We start from the raw sequence: 17,992 nt of genomic DNA, 5'->3' as shown, positions 1-17,992 counted from the left end.
GGGGCGCGCGAGCCCGGCGGGAGCGTGACGGGTGCGGCGTACGAGCACGGTGGGAGGTCCGTACGGGCTCCGATCCGGGCTCCCGCACGTCGGGTGACGTTCAGGGGAGAGCTTGCGGTCGTGCACCGAGGGTTGCCAAGCTGTCGCACACAGTCAACCCCTGGGAGGGGCACGTGGCCTTCGGTGAGCAGCCTGCCTATCTGCGCGTCGCCGGGGATCTGCGGCGGAAGATCCTCGACGGCACGCTGCCGCCGCACGCCCGCCTGCCCTCGCAGGCCCGCATCCGCAGCGACTACGGCGTCTCGGACACCGTGGCCCTGGAGGCGCGCAAGGTGCTGATGGCGGAGGGCTACGTGGAGGGCCGTTCGGGCTCGGGCACCTACGTGCGCGAGCGGCCCGAGCGGCGCAGGATCGTGCGCAGCGGATTCCGGCCGACCGGTCTGCCGAGCCCCTACCGCCAGGAGCAGGCCGACGAGGAGAGCAAGGGCACCTGGGAGTCCCGCAGCGTGCAGGACTCCGCGTCCGCCGACATCGCCGAGCGGCTGGGCGTCCAGGTCGGCGACCGGGTGATGCGCACCCGCTACCTGTTCCGCACCGAGGGCGAGCCGTCGATGCTCTCCACCTCGTGGGAGCCGCTGGCGCTCACCGCCCGCACCCCGGTGCTGCTCCCGGAGGAGGGGCCGGTCGGCGGGCAGGGCGTGGTGCCCCGGATGGCGGCGATCGACGTGCTGGTCGACCACATGTCCGAGGAGGTCGGCGCGCGGCCGGGGCTGGCCGAGGAGACCTCGGCGCTGGGCGGCGTGCCCGGGCACATCGTGATCGAGATCCGCCGCACGTACTACGCGTCGGGGCGGCCGGTGGAGACGGCCGACGTGGTGATCCCGGCGGAGCGCTACCGGGCCGTCTATCACCTGCCCGTGCGCTGAGGCCGTAGGGCTAGGGCGCCCCGCACCGCGCCGCGGGGCGCCGCGGGGCGCTGGCTGCGGGGTGCTGCGGGGTGTCGGCCCCGCCGCGCCCCGCGCCGTATGTCCGCGCCGTACGGACGCGCCGTATCGCCGTGCCCGGAAGGGGCGCTGACGGAGCGTCAACTTCAGGTCGAACGAGTGGCCGGATCGGTACCTCTTCGTGTCATTCCGTGCCCGCCGGGTGAACCCCGGGCGTAGGGTCGGGCATATGCGCATCGCCGATTCCGCCAGCACGGGACCGGCCGGGATGCGGCGGTCTCGGCGCGAAGGAGGGGGCGGCGTAGTGACGTCGGAGTTCGGTTGGGTCCTCATACGGCAGGACGAGGGCGGCAACCGCTACCGGGTGGGGCGGTATGCGACACGCGCGGAGGCCGAGCGGGTCGCCGAGACGCTGACCTACCCCGCCGCCCCGTCGGCTCCGCCGCAGGTGTACGTGATCGAGCAGGTCGTGCCCCGCGCGGCCGAGGCGTGACGGCCCCTTCCGCGCACACCTGCGCAGAAAGGGGCAATATCGGGTAAGAGAGGGTAAACCTCTCTTGGAGGTCGGGTGCGCGCACACCCGACCCGACCCGGTCGGGGGTGCAACGTATGAGCGCCAGCGGCGACGACCCCGGGGCGCCGCCCGGCCGCGCCCCCCGGCCCGTACCGCCGCCGCCCGAACCGCCCTCCGCACCGCCGCCCGTACCGCCCTCCGCGCCGCTCCCCGGCCAGGAGCCGGACGCCGCCGGCGGGCCGCGCGCCTCCGGCACCCTGCTGGACGCCCTCCGGGTGGCCGTCGTGATGCTGGACACCAGCGGCCGGGTGCTGCTGTGGAGCCCGCTGGCGGAGGACGTCCTGGGCTGGGCGGGCGAGCACATCGTCGGCCGCAGGGTGGGCGGACTCTTCGGCCCGCCCGAGCCGTTCCCCGGTGCCGCGGACACGGGGGAGGAGGGGACCGCCGGCGCCGGGCCGTCCCGCCCCGGAGCCCGGAACCCCCTTCCCCCGGACGCGTCCGAGGGCGACGGCCGGCCCGAGCAGATCCTCGGCGAACTGCTGCGCACCGGCCGCTGGAACGGCATCCTCTCGCTGCGCCACCGCGACGGCCACACCGTGCAGGTCGACACCCGCGCCAGCCTGCTCGTCGACGGCGACGGCCGCCCGTTCGTGCTCGCCGCCCTCGCGGAGACCAGCCGGCTGCGCACCCTGGAACACGACCTCGCCGCCCTGGACTCCCTGTTCGACTCCTCCCCGCTCGGCGTCGCGATCCTCGACCGCGACCTGCGCTACGTACGGGTCAACGACGCGCTCGCCGCCATGAACGGCATGCCGCCGGCCGACCACGTCGGCCGCAGCGTCGAGGAGATCCTCGACGCCGACACCGCCCGCGAACTGGCCGCGCTCCAGCGCCGCGTGCTGCACACCGGCCGGCCGGTGATCGACGTGGTGGCGCCCGCCCCGGGCGGCCGCGGCCACCGCTCGCTGTCGTACCACCGGCTGGTCGACCGGGCCGGGCGGGTCCTGGGCGTCAGCGCCACCGTGATCGACGTCACCGAGCGGGTGCAGGCCGCCGAGCGGGCCGAACGGGCCCGCCGCCGCCTCACCCTGCTCAACGACGTCGGCTCGCGGATCGCCGGCGTGCTCGACGTGCGCCGGGTCGCCGAGACCATCGCCGAAGCGCTGGTGCCCACCTTCGCCGGCTACTCCGGGGTGCTGCTGCACGCGCAGGTGGCCGGCGGCGGCGACCTGCCGACCGCCGGGTTCCGGGAGACCCAGCCGCTGCGCCAGCTCGGCGTCGGCGCCGAGCACTGGACCCCGCAGGTCGAACGGATGCTGCGGCGCGGCCAGTCGATCGGCTTCACCCGGCACTCCGTCTTCGGCACCGTGCTGGCCGGCGGCGAGCCGCGGCTGCTCGACGGCGACGACCAGCTGCGCGCCACCACCTACCCCGACGACCCCAAGGTGGATGCCGCCCTGGAGTTGGGCCTCCACTCGATGCTGGTGCTGCCGCTGCGGGCCCGCGGAGTGGTGCTCGGGCTGCTGGTGGTCGCCCGCGACCGCGGCCGCGAGCCCTTCGACCGCGACGACCTCGCGCTCGGCGTGGACCTCGCCGACCGGGCCGGCACCGCCCTGGACAACGCGCGGCTGTACGTCCGCGAGCGCGAGGGCGCGCTGACCCTCCAGCGCAGCCTGCTGCCGCGTACCGTCCCCGAGCCGCCGGGCGTCAACATCGCCTACCGCTACGTGCCCGGCAGCAGCGGCGCGGAGGTCGGCGGCGACTGGTTCGACGTCATCCCGCTCGGCGGCGGCCGGCTCGCCTTCGTCGTCGGCGACGTGATGGGCCACGGCCTGGTCGCCGCCGCCACCATGGGCCGGCTGCGCACCGCCGTCCGCACCCTCGCCGGCCTCGACATGCCGCCCGACGAACTGCTGCGCCGGGTCAACGAGCTGGGCGACGACCTCGCCCAGAACCGGACCGAGGGCTGGATGGCCACCGCGGTCTACGCCGTCTACGACCCCTCCACCCGGCGCTGCGCCATCGCCCAGGCCGGCCACCCGCCGCCGGTGCTGGTGGAGCACCAGGACGACCCGGACCGCTGCTACGCCCGGCTGCTGGACCTGCCCACCGGGGTGCCGCTCGGCGTCGGCGGGGTGCGCTTCGAGACCACCGAGCTCGACGTGCCCGACGGCGCGGTCCTGGTGCTCTACACCGACGGGCTGGTCGAGGCCCGCGGCAAGGACATCGGCCAGGGCATCGAGCGGCTGCGGTCGACGCTGTGCCGCCGGCTGGGCTCCCTGGAGGACGCCTGCGACGACCTGCTGGCCACGATGGACCCCGACCGCGAGCCGGACGACGTGGCGCTGCTGATGGCCCGCCTCGGCGGCCTGCCGGCCGGTTCCACGGCCGCCTGGACCTTCCCCGCCGAGGCGAGCGCGGTCCGGCTGGCGCGCCGCCGGGTCCGCGACACCCTGGCGTCCTGGGGCCTGGCGTCGCTGACCGACGTCACGGTGCTGCTGGTCAGCGAACTGGTCACGAACTCGCTGCGGTACGCGCACGGCCCGATCGGGGTGCGCATGGTGCGCGGCGGCTCGCTGCTGGTGGAGGTGTCGGACCCGCTGCCGGACCCGCCGCGCGAGCGGGTGGCGGCCGAGGACGACGAGGGCGGGCGGGGCCTGCAACTGGTGGCCGGGGCGTCCCGGCGGTGGGGGACGCGGCACGGCTCGCTCGGCAAGACCGTCTGGTTCGAACTGGCTCTGCCGTGACCGGAGGGCGCCGCCGGGGCGCCGAAGGGCACGATGGTTGCGAGCGACTGTGCCGGGTATGCCGAAGAGGCGGGAGCGAGAGGTGCGACCGTGGTGTTCCGGGGACGGCCCCCGCGCCCCAGGAGCCGAGATGATGCTGTGATCGACAAGACCGTGTGCTGGACGGTCGCCATGCTGAATACTCGGGTCCAACCGGTCCATGTGTGCTGAGCTGGAGGGGTCGGGCGAGTGAGCGACATGCCAGCAGGGGCGGTTCCGCCCGGCGACGACGACGCGGACGCGGCAAAGGCCGGCGTCTGGCAGTCCAGCCCGCCCGGGTCCCTGTATGACTACATACGCGTCGCCTCCTTCTCCCTCGACGCCGAGGGCCGGATCGACCAGTGGAGCGAGCGCGCCACCGAGTTCTTCGGGCTGACCGCGGCCGAGGCCGTCGGCAAGGACCCGATCGCCGCCTTCGCGCCGCCCGACGTGCAAACGCGCGCGCACCAGCGGCTGGCGAAGATCCTCGACGGCCGCGAGTGGCAGGGCCTGGTGCCGTACCGCGACGCCTCCGGCGCCGAGGGCCGCGCCGAGGTCTACGTGATGCCCGCCGACCACGGCGCGCTGTGCCTGGCGGTCGACGTGGCCGCGCTGCGCCAGATCGAGACCGATCTGGCCGCCTCCCAGGCGGTGTTCGGGCAGTCCCCGATGGGCTTCGTGCTCTTCGACACCCACCTGCGCCTGGTCCGGGTCAACGACCGCTTCGCCGCGGTCTTCGGCCGCCCGAACGAGCAACCGGGCCGCGGCCCGCAGGACTTCCTCTCCCGGGTGGAGGCCGACCGGCTGTCCGCCGCGCTGCGGCAGGTGCTGGAGACCGGCGACGCGGTGCTGGACATGCCGCTGGTCGGCACCGTGCCCGGCGACCCGGCCCGCCGCCGCTGGTCCATCTCGCTGTACCGGCTGCACAGCAACTCCGGCCGCCCGATCGGTGTCGCGGGCCTGGCGATGGACGTCACCGGCCGGCAGCGCGCCGAGCGCGAGGCCGCCCACGCCCGCCGCAACCTCGCGCTGCTCAACGAGGCCGGCTCGCGGATCGGCACCTCCCTCGACCTGGAGACCACCGCCCGCGAACTGCTCGACGTGGCGGTGCCGCACTTCTGCGACCTCGCCTCCGTCGACCTCTACCAGGCGCTGCTGTCCGGCGCCGAGGACCTGGCCGGCACCACCGACGGCAGCGGCGAGGTCCGCCGGGTCGCCTTCGCCAGCTCGGTCTCCGACGCCCCGGTGGCGATGGCCGGCGACGACGACGTCGAACCCAGCGAGGGTCCGGTCTCGGTCGGCTCGGTGCACCGCTTCCGGTTCGGCTCCGCCAGCGCCCGCGCGCTGCGCACCGCCCAGCTCCAGGTGCTCGACGGCGAGGGCGGCCACGACCTGGGCGGCACCCCGCTGGTGCAGTCCACCCTGGTGGTGCCGATGGTGGCCCGCGACACCGTCCTCGGCCTGGTGCAGTTCTCCCGGGCCAAGGGCAGCGAGCCGTTCACCGAGCGGGACCGGATGCTCGCCGAGGAACTGGCCGCCCGCGCCGCCATCTTCCTCGACAACGCCCGGCTCTACCGCCGCGAGCACGAACGCGCGCTGATCCTCCAGCGCAGCCTGCTGCCGCCGGACGACCCGGAGGCGACCGGCCTCGACATCGCCTGCCGCTACCTGCCCGGCAGCATGGAGACCGAGGTCGGCGGCGACTGGTTCGACGTCATCGAACTGCCCGGCCACCGCACCGCGCTGGTGGTCGGCGACGTGATGGGCCGCGGCCTGCGCGCGGCCGTCGCGATGGGCGAACTGCGCACCGCCGTCCGCACCCTGGCGATGCTCGACCTCGAACCGGCCGAGGTGCTGGGCGCGTTGGACGAGGTCGCCGAGGGCCTCGGCTCCTCCTCGGCCGGCCGCACCCGCCGCTCGAAGAACCCCGCCGACGTCGACCTCGCCGAGGTCTACCTCGCCACCTGTATCTACGTCGTCTACGACGCGGTGACCCGCCGGTGCACCATCGCCAACGCCGGGCACCTGCCGCCGGTCGTGGTCGAGCCCGGCGAGGACCCGCTGCTGCTCGAAGTGCCCCGGGGGGTGCCGCTGGGCGTCGGCGGCGAGCCCTTCGAGGAGGTCGAGGTGGAGCTGGCCGAGGGCGCCCTGCTCGCCCTCTACACCGACGGCCTGGTCGAGTCCCGCAACCACCCGCTCGACGAGGGCCTTGACGCCTTCCGCGCCTCGCTGGCCGGCCCGGCCCGCCCGCTGGAGGACGTCTGCGACCACATCCTGGCGACCCTCGACACCGCCCACGGCGAGGACGACATCGCGCTGCTGATGGCCCGTATCCGCGGGCTGCCCGCCGAGCAGGTCGGCGACTGGACGCTCGCCCCGCAGCCCACCTCCGTCGCCAAGGCCCGCGAACTCGCCCGCGACCAGCTGCTGGAGTGGGGACTCGACGACCTCGTCGACACCACGGAACTGCTCGTCAGCGAGCTGGTCACCAACGCGCTGCGGCACGGCTACGGCGACATCCGGCTACGGCTGCTGCTGGACCGCACCCTGGTCTGCGAAGTGTGGGACAACGCGCTGATGCAGCCGCGCCGGCGCCGCGCCCGGGACACCGACGAGGGCGGGCGCGGCCTGCAACTGGTCGCGATGCTCAGCCAGAGCTGGGGCAGCCGCCGCACCCACCGCGGCAAGACGGTCTGGTTCGAACTGGCCCTGCGCGGCGGCCAGCCGGGCTCCGCCGGGCCGTCCGTGGACGACCTGCTCAGCATGTTCTAGGGCGCTGTACGGGTCTGTACGGGTCCTTACGGTTCCGTGCGGCGCTGTCCGGTGCCGCGCCGTCAGGCCGCGCCGGACTTCAGCCGGGCCAGGCGGGCGTCGATCTCCGCGCTGTCGCCCGCCGCGTCCAGGGACTCGAACTGGGCGTCCAGCGAGGAGGCGGCCAGCTCCTGACGGCCCTGCGCCCGGGCTTCCTCGCGCCGCACCTTGTCCTCGAAGCGGCCCAACTCGCTCGTCGGGTCGAGGACGTCGACGCTCTTGACCGCGTCCATCATGGTGTTCCGCGCGTGCGCGCTACGGGAGCGGGCGACCAGTTCGTCCCGCTTGGCCTGCAACTGCCGCAGCCGCTCCCTCATGTCGTCGAGGCCGCCGCGCAGCTGGTCCACCACCTCGTTCTGCGAGGCGATCACCGGCTCCGCGGTGCGCGCCTCCTTCTCGGACTGGAGCTGGCGGCCGAGCGCCACCTTGGCGAGGTTGTCGAACCGGTCGGCCTCCGCGCCGCCGCCTGACGCCCGCAGCTCGTCCGCCTTGCGGCTGGCCGCGGCTGCCTTGCCGCCCCACTCCGCCGCGGCGGAGACGTCCTCGGCGTGGTCCTGCTCCATCATCCGCAGGTTGCCGATGGTGCCGGCGACGGCGTCCTCGGCCTCCTTGATGTTCTCGGTGTACTCCCGGATGAGCTGGTCGATCATCTTCTGCGGGTCCTCGGCCTGGTCGAGGAGCGCGTTGATGTTCGCCTTGGCGAGCTGCGCCACCCGGCCGAGGATCGTCTGCTTCGTCATGGCTACTCCTTGACTGACCTGGGGTCCTTCGTTCTTCGGGTCCCGCGTCCGCGAGGTCCCGCGGATGCGGGGTGTGCCGTGCGTGCCGTGCGTGCGGCGGGAGCGGGGCCGGCGGACCGGGGCCTGCCGGCCGGACGGCCCTAGAAGCGCCCGCCGCCGCCCATCCGGCCGCGGGTCCCGCCGCCGCCGAAGCTGCCGGGGCCCGCGCCGCCCCCCATCCCGCCGCCGTACCCGCCGTACCCGCCCATGCCGAAGCCGCGGGTCCGGCCGCCGCCGAGCAGATCGCCGAGCAGGATGCCGCCGAGCACGGCGCCGCCCACCCCGCCCATGCCGCCCGCGCCGCCGTGACCGCCGCGCCCGCGCCGCCCGCCGAAGCCGGTGACGTCCTCCTGCGCGTAGGTCTGGGCCTCGCGGGCCAGCCGGTCCGCCTCGCGGGCGTGCTCCAGCGCCTCCTGCGGCTCGCTCGCCGCCAGCGCCTCCGCCCGCCGCAGCCGGCGCTCGGCCTCGGTCAGCCGGGTCCTGGCCTGGCTGCCGATCGCGCCGCGGTGCGTGGTGACCACGTCCCGGGCCGCCGCGACCTCGCTGCGCGCCGCCAGCAGCGCCTGCTCCAGCAGCGCCGAGGCCCGGCGCTGCCCGGCCTCCTGCTCCCGGGCCCCCGCCAGGGCCCCGTCGAGCGCGGCGTCCGCCTCCTCGACCCGCCGCAGCGCCGCGATCGGGTCCGGCCGCCCGGCCGCCAGCTCCGTACGCACCGCCGAGAGCACGCTCTCCGCCCGCGCCACCCGCCCGCGCAGTTCCGCGTGCGCGGGCCCGGAGGGATACGCCGGCGCCGGTCCGCCGCCCGTTCCCGCCGGATCGCCGCCCGCCGGAGCGTTCAGCCAGTCGGCGGCGCCCGTACCCGAGGTGGTCGGCCCGCTGCCGGGGCCGTTCCCGTACGGGCCCGCCGGCGGCTCCGTGCTGCCGCCCGGGGCCGGGCCCGCGCCCAGGATCGCGCGGGCCTCGGCGAGGTCGGCCTCGGTCTCGGCGAGAGCCTCGGCCAGCTTCGTGTCGGCCGCGTGCAGCTCCTGCTCCCTTCGGGTGACGGAGTCCGCGAGCATGGTGGCCTGGTCCAGGGCGCCCTCGGCGGCGCGGACGAAGACCGCGGCCCGGCCGTGGTCGGAGCCGATCGCGGTGTGCGCCTGCTCCAGGCTGGTCCGGGCGAAGTCCAGCCGGTCGCGGGCCTCGGCCGGGTAGCCGGCCACCGGTTCCAGCGCCGAGTCGGCGTACCGCTGCGCCAGCGGGCCGAGCGCGGCCGCCGCGGCGTCGATCCTGGCCGGCAGCGCCGCCGCCTTCTCCTCGGCCCGCGCCAGCACCTGCGGGGCGTTGGCCTCCATCGCACGCAGCTTGTCGAACGCCTCCGACTCCGCGTCCAGCCGCCGGTTCGCCTGGGTACAGCGCGACAGGATCTCGTCGAGCATCTGCCGCCGGGTCTCGTCGTCCTCGGGGTAGGCGTCGTCGAGCTTCTGCCGCAGCCGGAACGCCGCGGTCAGCTCGCCCTTGGCGTACTCCACCGCCTCGCCGAACGGCTGCGCGGCGTCCTCGCCGAACTGCGCCGCCGCGAACCCCACGTCCTCCTGGCTGGTGCGCACCGCGTCGTCCGTGGCCACCAGCAGCTCCCGCGCCTGCGCGTCCAGCTCCGGCAGCGGGGTGACCGGCACCGGCTGCTTCGGCCGCGCCCGCCACTCGCTCGCGCCCTGCCCCGCCGACGTCCGCACCGGGCGCTGGTGGGCGGCCCGCCTGCGGTACGCCCAGATGCCCAGCATCAGCGCCGCGCCCAGCGCGACCACCGGAATCCACACCGAGCCGGACGAGCGGCTGCCCGTGCCGCCCGGGTCCGCCGCGCCCGGGGTGATGGCCGGGGCGGTCACCGGGTGGCCGTCGAGCACCGCGTCGTAGCCGGTCGCCGCGCCGACCGCCGCGCCCGCCCAGTCGTCGTGCCGCAGCGCGGGCTCGATCGCCTGGTCGCCGACCTCGTCGATCTGCCGCTGGGTGAGTCCCGACTCCTGGTCCGCCGACACCGCGTACTGGCGGTCGTGGGTGGCCACCGCCAGCAGGACGTCCCTGCGGCCCAGGCCGTTCTTCACCGCGGTCGCGTTCGCCCAGTCCTGCGGGGAGGCGCCGGAGAAGCCGTTGACGTAGACCGCGAAGAGCTGGAGCTTCTGCCGGTCGTAGAGCTGGTTCAGCGCGGCCTGCACCTCCGCGGTCCGGCCCTGGAGCGCGCCCACCCTGTCGGTGACCTGGCCGGTCCTGGCCAGGGGTATCGGGGCGTCGGCGACCGCCCGCAGCGGCAGCCCCGCGCCCATCGCCAGTACGGCCAGCGCCACCAGCGCGGCGGCCGACGACTTACGTTTGTGGCGCACCGCGTTGCCTCCCGCTGTCCGCGCCACGGCCCACCGCGTGGCTCTTTTCGGGAGCGTATGTGCGGCTTATGCGTCGCGCGACCGGGGAGCCGTCCCGAGCCCGATACCGTGCCCCGCCCGTGCCGCGGGACACGCCCTGGCGGAAATTCCCCGAAAGGGGGAGGGTTTCCGGTTTTCGGGACGGGTCCCGTTCGGGCCGGTCTACTCTCCCTATTCCATCGATGGGGGATTTCCTCCGGCCCCGGAGGAGGATTCCCGTCCGGGACGGAAACGCGCGCCCGCGTGGATTCCGCACCGGGCGACCCGGGACTCCCCCTGGTTCACCGGGGCACGGGTGCCCAGGATTCCGCGGGATTCGCCGGGAGCGCCCGGGGAATCCCGAGCCATTCCGGAATTCGGTGCCAATGGTGCCCCGGGAAGGCTGCGGATATTCCGGCGGACCGGATGCCCGGAGCACCATTGGCACCGAATTCCGGTCGGCCAGGGCGAACCGCGGACTCGGTGGGCCAGGGCGACCCGGAACATCCGGTGCATCCGATGGGGGCGGGTCCGGCACGGTGCCGGTCCTGACGGCGGGAGACATGGGACATGACGGACGGCAGGCTGTACGGCCGCGTGCGGGTGGTGGAGTTCACCGGGGACGCGCTGAGACGCTCGGGCGTCCCCGCCCGGCCGCTGCCGATCGTGCTGCTGGTCGGCCCGCGCGGCAGCGGCGGCTCGGTGCTGCTGGACCGGCTGTGGACGGACTTCAGCGGGCGCTGCCTGAGCGTCCGGCTCGACCTGGGCCGGGCCGAGGCGGTCGAGGACATCGTGCTGGCCGCGATCCAGGGCTGGGGCCGCCGGGTCCCGGGCATCCGCCCGATCCGCTTCTGCCGCACCCGGATGCTCTTCAAGGCGCTGAGCTTCGTGGACGCCGGCGGCGGACGGGCCGCGTTCGAGGCGTATCTGCGGGCCGGCCCGCAGGACGCCGCCGCGCACGCCGCGCTCGACGGCCTCGCGGCCCGGGCCGCGCCGCTGCTCCCCGCCGACCAGCAGGTGCTGCTGTCGGCCACGGCCAGGGCGCTGGGCCTGCTGCTGTCCGCGGTCGGCCGGCGTCGGCGCGGCGACGCCAAGGCCAGGAGCTGGCTGAAGGACCACGCCCCCGGCGTCGGCAGCGCGGAGGACCGGCTGTGGGAGATCCACCGCCGCCACCACGGGCGCAGCGACGCGCCGGACGCGGCCCGCACCGCGCTGAAGACGGTGTGCGCCGCCCTGCTGGCCGACCTGCGCACGGACTTCAACCGGCGCTCGCTGCGCGGCCAGCGACCCGCCAACTGCCTGCTGATGCTGGACAACGCCGGCAGCCGGGCCGGCGAGCTGTTCCTGGAACTGCTCGCCGAGTGCCGCCGCGAGAGCCACCGGGCCCGCGAGCGGCCCGACCCCGCGCTGGTGGTGGCCGCCCGGCGGGGCCGGGCGCACACCGCGATGGCGCCGCTCGCCTCGACCGACGACCGGCTGAGCTTCGCCGTCCGGCACCCCGCCGCGCCCGCGGGCGAGGACCACCCGGTGTGGTGGTACCCGATCCGGCTCACCGGCCTCGGCCGCGAGGACGTGGTGGTGATGTGCGGCAGCAGCGTGCTGGGCAGCCAGAAGCGCGACGCGAGCCACCTGAGCGACCTGACCGACGGCCACCCCGAGGCGGTCGATCGGCTCGCCCACCTGCTGGCCCGGCCCGAGGCGGCCGGGGACGACCCGCGCCGGCTGCTGGACCGGCCGCTGCCCGCCGCCGAGTACCTGACCGACCACTGGAGCGCGCCGGCCCGCCCCACCCCGCCCGGGTCGGCGGAGGGGCCGGAGGACGGGGACGCCGGAGCTCCGACCGTGGCCGCCTACCTGCTGCGCCGCATCCTCGCCGACGACCACGTCGACGGGCCGGACGGCGGCATCGGTCCCGACGGCGGCTCGCTGCTGGACACCATGGCGGTGCTCGCGCTCACCCCCGGTCTGCGGCTGGGCGCCGGCACCGCGGCGCTGCACTTCCTGGGCTGGACCCGGTTCGACGCCGCCACCGCCCGCCGCCGGCTCGGCGCGGCGCTGTGGCTGGCGGAGGCGCCCGACCCGCTCGACGGAGCGGCCGAACCGGACCCGAACGGCGCGCCGGACGCTGCCGTCGGCCCCGCCGCCCGGCTGCACCCGCTGGCCGCCCTGCTGCTGCACCGCCGGCTCGCCGCGCTCCCCGAGGTGTGGGACGGCGCCCACCAGGGCTACGCCGCCCACTACTCCGGCGCCCACGACGCGCCGCTGCGCCACCACCACCTGCTCGCGCAGGCCACCCCGTCCCGCCGGGAGCCGCTGACCGCGGTCGCCGGTTACCTGGAGCGGGAGTACGACCGCTGCGCGTCGCCCGAGAGCTGGCAGGTGATCCTGCGCCAGGTGACCGCGGCCCCCAACCGGCTGCGTACGGACGGCGATCCGCGTACCTACGTCACCGCGCTCGCCGGGCGGCCCGACCCGCGCGACCGCAACCGGACCATCAGCCGCCTGGTGACCGCGCGATGGCTCTACGGCGACCGGTCGTTCGACCCGCGCCACCACCTGGCCGGGCTGATCTCCGCCGAGTACGGGAACCTCGCCGCGATCTGCGGCGGCAACGAGGCGCTGTTCCAGGAATCCGGGAAATACCACCTCATCGAGGAGGAGTGGGATCGATGAGAGTGCCGCGCATGCTCCGAGTCCCCGAACAGTGGTACGGAAATCTGCCCCGCCCGATGCGGATCGGCGTGGTGGCGGCGGTCGTCACGGGTCTCGTCGCGGGATCGTTCGGCGTGTTCGCGCTCGTCGACCACTTCCGGAACCAGCCGTGTATGCGCGGCGGTGCGACCGCCGTCACCCAGCACGGCGCGAACGGCGAGTGCGTCGGCATCACCGACGGCTCGTACCCGTTCGACACGCGGTTGAAAGGCGTCGAGCAGGCGATCCGGAAGGAGAACCGGGACGTCACCCGCGAACACCCGAAGGACTACGTCAGCGTGGTGGTGCTGCTGCCGATCTCCGCGCACAGCGGCAGCATCATGGCGATGTCCGCCGTCGTCGAGCAGGTGCGCGGCGCCTACACCGCGCAGTACTACGCCAACCGGCAGAACGTCGAGGGCGTCGCGCCGTACATCCAGCTGCTGATCGCCAGCGACGGCTACCAGGCCAACCAGTGGAAGGCGGCCACTTCCGCGATCGAGCACGCCACCGCCCAGCACGTGGCGGCGGTGACCGGGCTCGGCCTGAGCCTGGACGGCACCCGCAGCGCGGTGCGCGAACTGACCGCCCGGAACATCCCGGTGGTCGGCTCCAGCATCACCGCCGACAGCTTCAGCGACATCAAGAACTTCGTCCGGGTCGCCCCGAGCAACGAGGACAACATGGCCGCCGCACTGTCGTACGTGCAGGCGGCCACCCGCGCGGTGCTGGTCGAGGACGGCAACGCGGGCGACAGCTACGACGCCACGCTGGTCAGCGGATTCCGGAAGTTCGCCGCGATACCGCGCCACCGGATCGTGGACGTGGAGCCGTTCGACACGACCAAGCGGGACCGGGCCACGTCGGAGTCCGAACAGGCCGAGGCCGAGCAGGAGGTGGCCACCCGGATCAGCCAGATGGCGCTGGACATCTGCGCCCAGCAGCCCGCGGTGGTGCTCTTCGCCGGGCGCGGCCAGGACGTCGGGGTGCTGGTGCACGCCTTCGCCAGCACCTGCCTGGACAAGTCGATCGAGATCGTCAGCGGCGACGACATGTCGAACCTGGCGATCACCCCGCAGTTCCGGCACGACCTGAACGGCCATGTCACCGTGGACTACGCGGGCGTCGCGCACCCCGACGAGTGGACGTCGGCCCACGACCCCGCGGCGGCGCGGGACGAGCAGGACGGCGCCCGCGGCTTCCGCGCCTTCGACCAGACCTTCCAACGGCTCTTTCCCGGCGGCACGTTGACCGACGGCAACACCATGACGGCGTACGACGCGACACTGACCGGGGTGTCCGCGGTCCGGCTGACCGAGCAGCGGCAACCGCGCGCCGACGCGGTGGCGGGCGAACTCGGCGCGCTCCAGGGCGCGCACCAGGTGCTCGGCTCGAGCGGCCCGATCCGGTTCACCGCGAACTACCAGACCAGCCGCACCGGCAGCAATCCGGTCGGCAAGGCCAGCCCGATCCTGCGGCTGGGCCGGGACGGCAACCCGCAGGTGCTGAAGGTGGCGTGGCCGGCGGCCGCGCCACCCGTCGGATGAACTCCCTGAGCGGGAGCGACCGTCGGGGCGGCGCGGCCGTGCCGAGGTCCGGCCTACTGGCCGCGCCGGCGGATCTTCGCGCCGAGCCACACCAGCGGGTCGTACTTGCGGTCGACGGCGCGCTCCTTCAACGGGATCAGCGCGTTGTCGGTGATGTGGATGTGCTCGGGGCAGACCTCCGTGCAGCACTTGGTGATGTTGCAGTAGCCCAGGCCGTGGTCGTCCTGCGCGGACTCCGCCCGGGTCGGGCCGCCGTCCGCGGCGGCGGCGTCCAGCGGGTGCATGTCCAGCTCGGCGACCCGCATCAGGAACCGCGGCCCGGCGAACGCGCTCTTGTTCTCCTCGTGGTCGCGCACCACATGGCAGGTGTCCTGGCACAGGAAGCACTCGATGCACTTGCGGAACTCCTGCGAGCGCTCCACGTCGACCTGCGCCATCCGGTACTCACCGGCCGCCACGCCCTTCGGCGGCACGAACGCGGGTATCTCGCGGGCCTTGGCGTAGTTGAAGGACACGTCGGTGACCAGGTCGCGGACGACCGGGAAGGCCCGCAGCGGGGTGACCGTCACCGTCTCGTCCCGCGCGAAGACCGACATCCGGGTCATGCACATCAGCCGGGGCCGCCCGTTGACCTCCGCGCTGCACGAACCGCACTTGCCCGCCTTGCAGTTCCAGCGCACCGCGAGGTCGGTCGCCTGGGTGGCCTGGAGCCGGTGGATGATGTCGAGCACCACCTCGCCGTCGTTCACCTCGACGTCGTAGTCCCGCAGCCCGCCGCCCTCGGCGTCGCCCCGCCACACCCGGAACCGGGCCGTGTAAGCGCTCACGCGTCCAACTCCTCGTCCGTCAGGTACTTCAGCAGCTCGTCCCGTTCGAACAGGTCGAGCAGGTCGGGCCGGATCGGGCTGGTCGGGCGGCGGCGCAGGTCCACCGCGCCGCCGGCCGCGTCCGACAGCTCGCACACCAGGTTGACCTTGCGCCAGGTGCGGTCCATCTCCGGATGGTCGTCGCGGGTGTGGCCGCCGCGGCTCTCGGTACGCTCCAGCGCCGCCCGCGCCACGCACTCGCTGACCAGCAGCATGTTGCGCAGGTCGATCGCCAGGTGCCAGCCCGGGTTGAACTGCCGGTGTCCCTCCACCCCGGCCCGCGCCGCCCGTTCGCGCAGCACCGCCAGCCGGGAGAGCGCCTGCTCCATCTCCGGGGCCCGCCGGATGATCCCGACCAGGTCGTTCATCACCTGCTGCAACTCCTGGTGCAGGGTGTACGGGTTCTCCACGGGACCGGCTTCGGCCCCGCTCCCCGCCGCGCCCGCGGCGTCGAACGGCCGCAGCGCCTCCGCCGCGGCCTCGTCGATCTGCGCGCCGTCCGCGACCGGCCGGCCGTCGCCGAGGCCGGCCGCGTACCGCGCCGCGTGCAGCCCGGCGCGGCGGCCGAAGACCAGCAGGTCGGACAGGGAGTTGCCGCCCAGCCGGTTGGAGCCGTGCATCCCGCCGGCCACCTCGCCGGCCGCGAACAGTCCCGGCACGCCGGCCGCGGCCGCGGTGTCCGGGTCCACGTCGACCCCGCCCATCATGTAGTGGCAGGTCGGACCGACCTCCATCGCCTCCGCGGTGATGTCGACGTCGGCCAGCTCCTTGAACTGGTGGTGCATCGACGGCAGCCGGCGGGTGATCTCCTCGGGGCTGAGCCGGGTGGACACGTCCAGGAACACCCCGCCGTGCGGGGAGCCGCGGCCGGCCTTCACCTCGGAGTTGATCGCCCGGGCCACCTCGTCGCGCGGCAGCAGCTCCGGCGGTCTGCGGTGGTGGTCCGGGTCGGTGTACCAGCCGTCGGCCTCCTCCTCGCTCTGCGCGTACTTCTCCTTGAACACGTCCGGCACGTAGCCGAACATGAACCGCTTGCCCTCGCTGTTGCGCAGCACCCCGCCGTCGCCGCGTACCGACTCGGTGACGAGGATGCCCTTCACCGACGGCGGCCAGACCATCCCGGTCGGGTGGAACTGGATGAACTCCATGTTGATCAGCGGCGCCCCGGCCAGCAGCGCCAGCGCGTGCCCGTCGCCGGTGTACTCCCAGGAGTTGGAGGTGACCTTGAACGACTTGCCGATGCCGCCGGTGGCCAGCACCACCGCGGGCGCGTCGATCACGAACAGCCGGCCCGACTCGCGGACGTACCCGAAGACCCCGGCGACCTCGCCGCCGGGGCCCTTCAGCACGCGGGTGACCGTGCACTCCTGGAAGACCTTCAACCGGGACTCGTAGTCGCCGCTGACGGCGTGGTCCTCCTGCTGGAGCGAGACGATCTTCTGCTGGAGGGTGCGGATCAGTTCCAGGCCGGTACGGTCGCCGACGTGCGCCAGCCGCGGGTACTCGTGGCCGCCGAAGTTGCGCTGCGAGATCTTCCCGTCCGCGGTGCGGTCGAACAGCGCGCCCCAGGTCTCCAGTTCCCACACCCGGTCCGGGGCCTCCTTGGCGTGCAGCTCGGCCATCCGCCAGTGGTTGAGGAACTTCCCGCCGCGCATGGTGTCGCGGAAGTGCACCTGCCAGTTGTCGCCGGAGTTGACGTTGCCCATGCTCGCCGCGATGCCGCCCTCGGCCATCACCGTGTGGGCCTTGCCGAACAGGGACTTGCAGATCACCGCGGTCCGCAGTCCCTGCTCCCGTGCCTCGATCGCGGCGCGCAGCCCCGCGCCGCCCGCGCCGACCACGACCACGTCGTACGCGTGCCGTTCCACATTCGTCATCTCAGAAGAACCTCGGATCGTCGAATACGCCGCTGGACACCAGGTACACGTACAGGTCCGCGACACCGACGCTGATCAGCGAGGACCAGGCGAGCAGCATGTGGCGGCCGTTGAGCACTCCCACCCATCCCCACAGCCGGTAGCGCACCGGGTGGGCGGAGAAGTGCCGCAGCTTGCCGCCGATGATGTGCCGGCAGGAGTGGCAGGAGAGGGTGTACGCCCAGATCAGGCCGACGTTCACCAGCAGCACGAGGGTGCCGAGGCCGGCGTGGCCCCAGTTGCCGTGCCGGTCGCGGAAGGCGAGCACCGTGTCGTAGGTGAGGATGCCCGCGACCACCACGGCCAGGTAGAAGAAGTAACGGTGGACGTTCTGCAGGATCAGCGGCAGCCGGGTCTCGCCGCTGTACGACGCGTGCGGTTCGGCCACCGCGCAGGCCGGCGGGGACAGCCAGAACGACCGGTAGTACGTCTTGCGGTAGTAGTAGCAGGTCAGCCGGAAGCCCAGCGGGAAGATCAGCACCAGCAGGGCGGGCGACAGGCCCCACCAGTTCCCGAACAGGTGCCAGTCGGCGCCGCCGTTCATGTCCGTGCAGTTCGAGGCGAGGCACGGCGAGTAGAACGGCGACACGTACGGCGCGGCGTAGTAGTGGCTGTTCGCGAACGCCCGCCAGGTCGAGTAGCCGATGAACGCGGCCAGGCCGAGCGCGCTGACCAGGGGCGGCAGCCACCATCGGTCCGTTCTCAGGTGCGGCGCGGATATCGCCGCGCGGCCGGGGCTGCCGACGCCGTGGGCGATCCGCGCGGGGGCGGCCGCCGGCGGCGG

11 protein-coding genes are annotated in these 17,992 nt (G+C 74.3%); 6 read left to right on the top strand and 5 right to left on the bottom strand.

Annotated elements, in window-relative coordinates; translation table 11 throughout:
- Positions 1-173: 173 nt before the first annotated feature.
- From OG896_RS12965 to OG896_RS12950, 4 genes are all read left to right on the top strand, one after another.
- On the top strand, positions 174-926 hold the full coding sequence (locus tag OG896_RS12965; protein WP_328468808.1) for a GntR family transcriptional regulator: 753 nt from the start codon (positions 174-176) through the stop codon (positions 924-926).
- Positions 927-1,248: 322 nt separating this feature from the next.
- Positions 1,249-1,437, top strand: a complete 189-nt coding sequence (locus tag OG896_RS12960) for an SPOR domain-containing protein (RefSeq protein ID WP_328468810.1) — start codon at positions 1,249-1,251, stop codon at positions 1,435-1,437.
- Between the two features lie 116 nt (positions 1,438-1,553).
- Positions 1,554-4,205 carry a SpoIIE family protein phosphatase gene (locus tag OG896_RS12955; protein ID WP_329365181.1) on the top strand — a complete coding sequence of 884 codons (2,652 nt, stop codon included), beginning with the start codon at positions 1,554-1,556 and terminating at the stop codon, positions 4,203-4,205.
- Positions 4,206-4,442: 237 nt separating this feature from the next.
- On the top strand, positions 4,443-6,995 hold the full coding sequence (locus OG896_RS12950) for a SpoIIE family protein phosphatase (protein WP_329373958.1): 2,553 nt from the start codon (positions 4,443-4,445) through the stop codon (positions 6,993-6,995).
- A gap of 62 nt (positions 6,996-7,057) precedes the next feature.
- Here OG896_RS12950 and OG896_RS12945 read toward each other — a convergent pair whose 3' ends face one another.
- Both OG896_RS12945 and OG896_RS12940 read right to left on the bottom strand, forming a co-directional pair.
- Entirely contained in the window at positions 7,058-7,774 is a 717-nt protein-coding gene (locus tag OG896_RS12945; RefSeq protein WP_329365179.1) for a PspA/IM30 family protein, read from the bottom strand.
- 140 nt (positions 7,775-7,914) lie between these two features.
- Positions 7,915-10,113 carry a TPM domain-containing protein gene (locus OG896_RS12940; protein WP_329373956.1) on the bottom strand — a complete coding sequence of 733 codons (2,199 nt, stop codon included), beginning with the start codon at positions 10,111-10,113 and terminating at the stop codon, positions 7,915-7,917.
- A 645-nt stretch (positions 10,114-10,758) separates the two neighbouring features.
- Here OG896_RS12940 and OG896_RS12935 point away from each other — a divergent pair.
- Entirely contained in the window at positions 10,759-12,861 is a 2,103-nt protein-coding gene (locus tag OG896_RS12935) for an ATP-binding protein (protein ID WP_329365177.1), read from the top strand.
- Positions 12,858-14,426: an ABC transporter substrate-binding protein gene (locus OG896_RS12930; protein WP_329365175.1), complete on the top strand. Its 1,569-nt coding sequence runs from the start codon at positions 12,858-12,860 to the stop codon at positions 14,424-14,426. The genes OG896_RS12935 and OG896_RS12930 overlap by 4 nt, the downstream gene beginning before the upstream one ends.
- A gap of 53 nt (positions 14,427-14,479) precedes the next feature.
- On the opposite strand, the gene OG896_RS12925 is transcribed toward OG896_RS12930, so the two are convergent.
- From OG896_RS12925 to OG896_RS12915, 3 genes are read right to left on the bottom strand one after another with little or no spacing between them, the layout of a single operon-like run.
- Positions 14,480-15,253, bottom strand: coding sequence for a succinate dehydrogenase/fumarate reductase iron-sulfur subunit (locus tag OG896_RS12925; RefSeq protein ID WP_328468822.1), 774 nt, complete (start codon positions 15,251-15,253; stop codon positions 14,480-14,482).
- Entirely contained in the window at positions 15,250-17,169 is a 1,920-nt protein-coding gene (locus tag OG896_RS12920; protein ID WP_329365171.1) for a fumarate reductase/succinate dehydrogenase flavoprotein subunit, read from the bottom strand. Before OG896_RS12920 ends, OG896_RS12925 begins: the two co-directional genes overlap by 4 nt.
- Position 17,170: 1 nt before the next feature.
- Complete coding sequence (locus OG896_RS12915; RefSeq protein WP_329373954.1) at positions 17,171-17,965, bottom strand: hypothetical protein; 795 nt, start codon at positions 17,963-17,965, stop codon at positions 17,171-17,173.
- Positions 17,966-17,992 lie beyond the last annotated feature (27 nt).

The organism is Streptomyces sp. NBC_00669 (assembly GCF_036226785.1).
GTDB lineage: Bacteria > Actinomycetota > Actinomycetes > Streptomycetales > Streptomycetaceae > Actinacidiphila.
The sequence above is the reverse complement of the archived record's forward strand: the minus strand, read 5'-3'. Positions and strand labels throughout refer to the sequence as shown.